Raw genomic sequence first — 5,034 nt, 5'->3', positions numbered from 1 at the left:
CGGCTGAATTGAGCTTTTTGGCAAAGTCAAACTCTCTGGCTAGATCCTTGCAGATACTATACAGATCGGCTTTATTAGTGCCTTGATTATCCATCCAATAGCGAACGGCTTTGTTCCGAATGAACTGGGCAGTTCGGATGGCTTCATCAATGGCAGAATATTGCTCTGCTGTACCGTGTTTTAGTTTAGCTTCTCTAACTATCATGGTTCTATGATGACATAGTTTTATCCAGAAAAACACAGATAAAACATCAAACATTTAATGGATTGAGCAAGGGATTTTGTTTGTTCGCTCATACACCCGCTCATCTACTGCTGGCTACGCATCGCATCCCGTGAGCGGGTGCAATCACTCTCGCACTCGCATTCATCCCACCACCAAACGGAGTACCGTTCTGGTGGGGGCATTCTGCTGTTCTAGGTAACTTTTCTAGTAATTGGCTACAAGGTTGAGATTCTGCTTGTTGAGCATCTTGAATATAAGTGTCATATGCTCGAATAGCTTCAGCCTTATTTTTTAACACGGCTAGCAAATCATACTCCAAGTCGCTTACAGCATTTGTACCATTGGTTATCATAATTATTAACCTCCAAAATATTTACTTAGTATCTTGGCCAAATAAATTTAGCTTCTCATCTATCTGAAAGTAGACAAAGTAAATTTCTGATTTTTCGTTTTGGGCTATAAATTCAAAATTGTTTATTGAGCATTTCAAGTAAAGCGATCGCCAAACCCCTGCTATAAGTAATTAGGTTGATTTATTGAAGAACCAATAGCTTTCTTGCTCACAATTGCTCATTGGTTAGCCTTGACGCAATTGGTCTAGGACGCTCAGGTCTTCCATTGTGGAAACGTCTCCCACTAGCTCTTCTCCTGCTGCTAGGTTACGCAAGAAACGGCGAATAATCTTACCCGAACGAGTTTTAGGCAGAGCATCAGTAAAGCGAATTTCGCCTGGGCGAGCGATCGCGCCGATCTCTTTAACCACGTGCTGCTTTAGTTCTTGTTTTAATTCATCACTAGAAGCGTGAGTGCCATTGAGAATGACAAAAGCATAAACATCCTCGCCTTTAACTTCATCGGGACGAGATACTACCGCTGCTTCTGCCACCGCAGGATGAGATACTAGAGCAGATTCAACTTCCATCGTGCCTAGACGGTGACCTGAGATATTCATGACATCATCAACTCGACCCATGACCCAGAAATAGCCATCTTCGTCTTTACGCGCGCCATCTCCTGCAAAGTAGAGATATTTACCATCTTTAGGGGGGATATGTTCCCAATAGGTGCGACGAAAGCGATCGTCGTCTTTGTAGACAGTCCGCATCATACTAGGCCAAGGATGTTTAATCACTAAGTAGCCTCCTTGATTTTCCCCCACAGGATTACCGCCAAGATCGACCACATCTGCCACAATGCCAGGAAAAGGTAGAGTTGCCGAACCAGGTTTAGTGGGAGTAGCTCCTGGTAAGGGAGTCAGCATAAAGCCTCCTGTTTCAGTTTGCCACCAAGTGTCCACAATCGGGCAGCGTTCCCCGCCAATCACCCGATGATACCAGATCCAGGCTTCGGGATTGATAGGTTCACCTACTGTACCCAGCAGACGCAGAGATGATAGCTCGCGACGATTGGGGTGTTCATCTCCCATTTTGATAAAAGCTCGAATGGCCGTAGGCGCAGTATAAAAAATAGTCACCTGATATTTTTCGACCACATCCCAAAAACAGCCAGGATTAGAGGGACGGGGCGCACCTTCATACATTACCGTTGTTGCACCATTGGACAAAGGGCCGTAAACAATGTAACTATGCCCTGTAATCCAGCCCACATCAGCAGTACACCAATAGACATCATCTTCTTTGATATCAAATGTCCATTTAAAGGTCATGTGGGTATAAAGATTGTATCCTCCTGTGGTGTGAACTACTCCTTTGGGCTTGCCTGTAGTACCACTGGTATAAAGAATAAATAATAAATCTTCGCTGTCCATCTGTTCGGCAGGACAATTGCTACTAACTTCTGCCTTAAGCTCATGCCACCAATGATCTCTTCCTGGTTGCATCGCAATTTCTTGCTGGGTACGCTGCACCACTAGAACATTTTGCACAGTGGGAACATCGAGGGCGATCGCCTGATCTACCGCATCTTTAAGCGGGACAATTTTATCTTTGCGCCAGCCGCCATCAGCAGTAATGACTAACTTCGCTTCCGCATCCTGAAGACGAGATTTTAAAGCCTCAGCACTAAAACCACCAAACACGACACTATGAGCAGCACCAATTCTAGCACAGGCTAACATGGCGATCGCTGCTTCAGGAATCATCGGCATATAAATGCCCACGCGATCGCCTTTTTTTACTCCTAATTGCTTGATTGCATTTGCCATCTGACATACTTCTTGATGCAGTTGGGCATAGGTTAAAATTCTCGAATCTCCTGGCTCTCCCTCCCAAATTAAGGCAGGTTTATCTCGGCGCTGGGTAGTTAAATGTCGATCAAGACAGTTATAGGAGATATTGATTTTGCCGTTGACAAACCATTTAGCAAAAGGCGGTTGCCAATCTAGGGTTTTGCCCCATCTTTTGAACCAATGAAGTTCTTTCTCAGCCAATTTTGCCCAAAAGCCAGCAGGGTCTTGCTCTGCTAGGTTGTAGAGTTTCTGATACTCTGTCATACTTCTGACCGCAGCATGATCGGCAAACTTCTGTGGGGGGTTAAATACTCTTTTTTCTTGCAGAATTGATTCTATATTGCTTTCTGACATAATTATTTTTAACCATCGGGCTTGTTCTACAGTTATTTGTAACGTCGATTTTGCCAAATTAATTTTAATATTTACAAAGTTGGCAAGTTGAGCAATGTTTCGTTAATTATTGATCGCAACTATACTTCCAATTAATCATGATTAACTATTCCCCAAGTCTCCAAGTCTCCAACTAGCATCCCATGATGATATAACAGCAAGCCTTGCCTTTATAGAGGTAAACCTTCTACCGCCTGGTCGAGAAAATCTGCACGGCAGGCATGACGTTGAATTTTACCACTAGAGGTTTTGGGTAAACTTCCTGGCTTCAGTAATAAGGTGGCATGTACCTGGATGTCGTGATTTTTGGCTATTTCTCGGCGAATTAATTGAGTGAGCTGCTTGACTGTCATGATTTCTGATGAGCTACTTTTGCCGTTGGATTTAGTTTTAGTACGGTTATTGCTCCAGTATTTTCGTTCTACTTCGGCTAAGATTATTAACTTTTCTTCCCCTTCTAAATCTACCGAGAAGCTGGCAACACAGCTAGGTCTAATCCAAGCACTAGCTTCTTCCACCGTTTTCTCAATATCTTGGGGATAATGATTGCGTCCTTTAATTACAATCATGTCTTTTAAACGACCAGTAAAAAATAGCTCTCCTTGATCGATAAAGCCTAAGTCTCCCGTTCTCAAATAAGGTCCAGCCCCCGTATCCTTGAGGTAAGCACCAAAAGTGGCTGTGGTAATTTCTGGTTGTCGCCAATATCCTTGAGCAATACTAGCTCCAGACACCCAAATTTCACCAACTTCTCCGGCTGGGCAAGTAGTCAAGGTTTCAGGATTGGCGATCGCTAATTGTTGATCTGGTAAACTTTGACCGCAGCTAACTAAGGTGTGGGGATGTGTTTCGCTAATGTCGGCAAGCACAATTTTATTTTGCTCTAAAGCTTTGCTCTGAACCGTTTTGGTCACAATAGCTGAATTTTTAGAACCCCCAGAGATGATTAGGGTTGCCTCTGCCATGCCATAACAAGGGTAGAAAGCATCATAGTTAAATCCGTAGGGAGCAAAAGTTTCGGCAAACTTAGTTAAAGTCTCATGGTTAATTGGTTCAGCGCCGTTAAATGCTACTTGCCAAGTACTTAAATCCACTCCTCGCATCTGTTCGGGCTTAAATTTACGTACGCAAAGATCGTAGGCAAAATTTGGTCCTCCACTAGTAGTTGCTCCATTGCTGGCGATCGCCTTTAGCCAGCGTAGAGGATTTTGTAAAAACATCAAAGGTGACATCAGAGTTACGGGAAAATCGCCAAATAACGGCTGAAGTACCCCACCAATTAAACCCATATCATGATAGGGAGGAAGCCAAATGACTCCCTTGCTCTGGGGCGAATGGCGAAAGCAACTATGAATTGCTTCTAGGTTGTGGAGTAAGTTTTGATAGGCAATCTTGACTCCTTTAGGTTCTGCTGTTGAACCAGAGGTGTATTGGAGAAAAGCAATATCTTCGCTAGAAAGGCAAGGTTTTTGCCATTGTGAAGCTATATTTTCATCAATCGAATCTATAGTAATCCAGCGTAAATTCTGTAATTCCGTAGTGCTTGCTAATTGACGCTCTAAGCTTTGCAGAGTCTCGCTGTCAGTTAAAGCAATATCAGTTTGAGCGTTATCTAAAATATTGTGAATACGGTTTAAAGGGCGATTGGGGCGAGGAGGATAAGCAGGAATAGCTATTACCCCAGCATAAAGGCAGCCAAAAAAAGCAGTGATGTAATCTAACCCCGCAGGAAATAATAATAAAACCCGATCTTGAGGGGAACATACAGACTGTAAGTGTGCAGCGATCGCCTGTGCTTTTTGCTCAAGCTGTCCGTAAGTGAGACTAGCCGACTCTGTTTCTCCATCCAACAGAAAATTATATATTGTCTGATGGGGCTGCTCCATAGCCCTGATCTGGAGAATATCGACTAAGGTCAAGCGTTCCCCACCTTGCGAAGGCAGGGCTTGCACTTGACCGCCTTCCGCGATCGCTGCTTTAATCTTATTTTTCAAACCACTCATTCACATTACGGATTATTAAAATCGATTTACACCATATCTTATAATTGAGAATCTCAGTAGAAACTAGGGCATAATCTTGGTCTGGAGTAATTAAATTCCCCCACAGCTTACAATAACTAAGGTTATATCCGAGTATTAATGTGACACCTTGAGAATAGTCCTCTTAGACGGATAAGATAAATAGATAGTCTTAAGTCGGCGCAGATTTAATTATGAGTTTGTCA

Annotated in this window: 3 protein-coding genes and 1 pseudogene; all 4 read right to left on the bottom strand. The window is 43.2% G+C overall.

Features of this window, described 5'->3' with window-relative positions; translation table 11 throughout:
* Positions 1-205, bottom strand: a pseudogene (locus C7B62_RS24480) (RNA-guided endonuclease TnpB family protein); the annotation flags it as partial.
* A 100-nt stretch (positions 206-305) separates the two neighbouring features.
* Complete coding sequence (locus C7B62_RS24475; RefSeq protein WP_106243904.1) at positions 306-578, bottom strand: hypothetical protein; 273 nt, start codon at positions 576-578, stop codon at positions 306-308.
* A 225-nt stretch (positions 579-803) separates the two neighbouring features.
* On the bottom strand, positions 804-2,768 hold the full coding sequence (acs, locus tag C7B62_RS24470) for an acetate--CoA ligase (protein ID WP_106243901.1): 1,965 nt from the start codon (positions 2,766-2,768) through the stop codon (positions 804-806).
* A gap of 209 nt (positions 2,769-2,977) precedes the next feature.
* Positions 2,978-4,810: a fatty acyl-AMP ligase gene (locus C7B62_RS24465; protein WP_106243898.1), complete on the bottom strand. Its 1,833-nt coding sequence runs from the start codon at positions 4,808-4,810 to the stop codon at positions 2,978-2,980.
* Positions 4,811-5,034: the final 224 nt, after the last annotated feature.

It is taken from the genome of Pleurocapsa sp. CCALA 161 (assembly GCF_003003995.1).
GTDB lineage: Bacteria > Cyanobacteriota > Cyanobacteriia > Cyanobacteriales > Xenococcaceae > Waterburya.
Note: the sequence above shows the minus strand (reverse complement) of the source record. Positions and strands in the feature narration are given on the sequence as shown.

What these genes read in the sequence shown, in the direction of transcription:
- C7B62_RS24475 (WP_106243904.1), bottom strand. Translation starts at nt 578, where the DNA reads ATGATAACCAATGGTACAAATGCTGTAAGCGACTTGGAGTATGATTTG.
- acs (WP_106243901.1), bottom strand. Translation starts at nt 2,768, where the DNA reads ATGTCAGAAAGCAATATAGAATCAATTCTGCAAGAAAAAAGAGTATTT.
- C7B62_RS24465 (WP_106243898.1), bottom strand. Translation starts at nt 4,810, where the DNA reads ATGAGTGGTTTGAAAAATAAGATTAAAGCAGCGATCGCGGAAGGCGGT.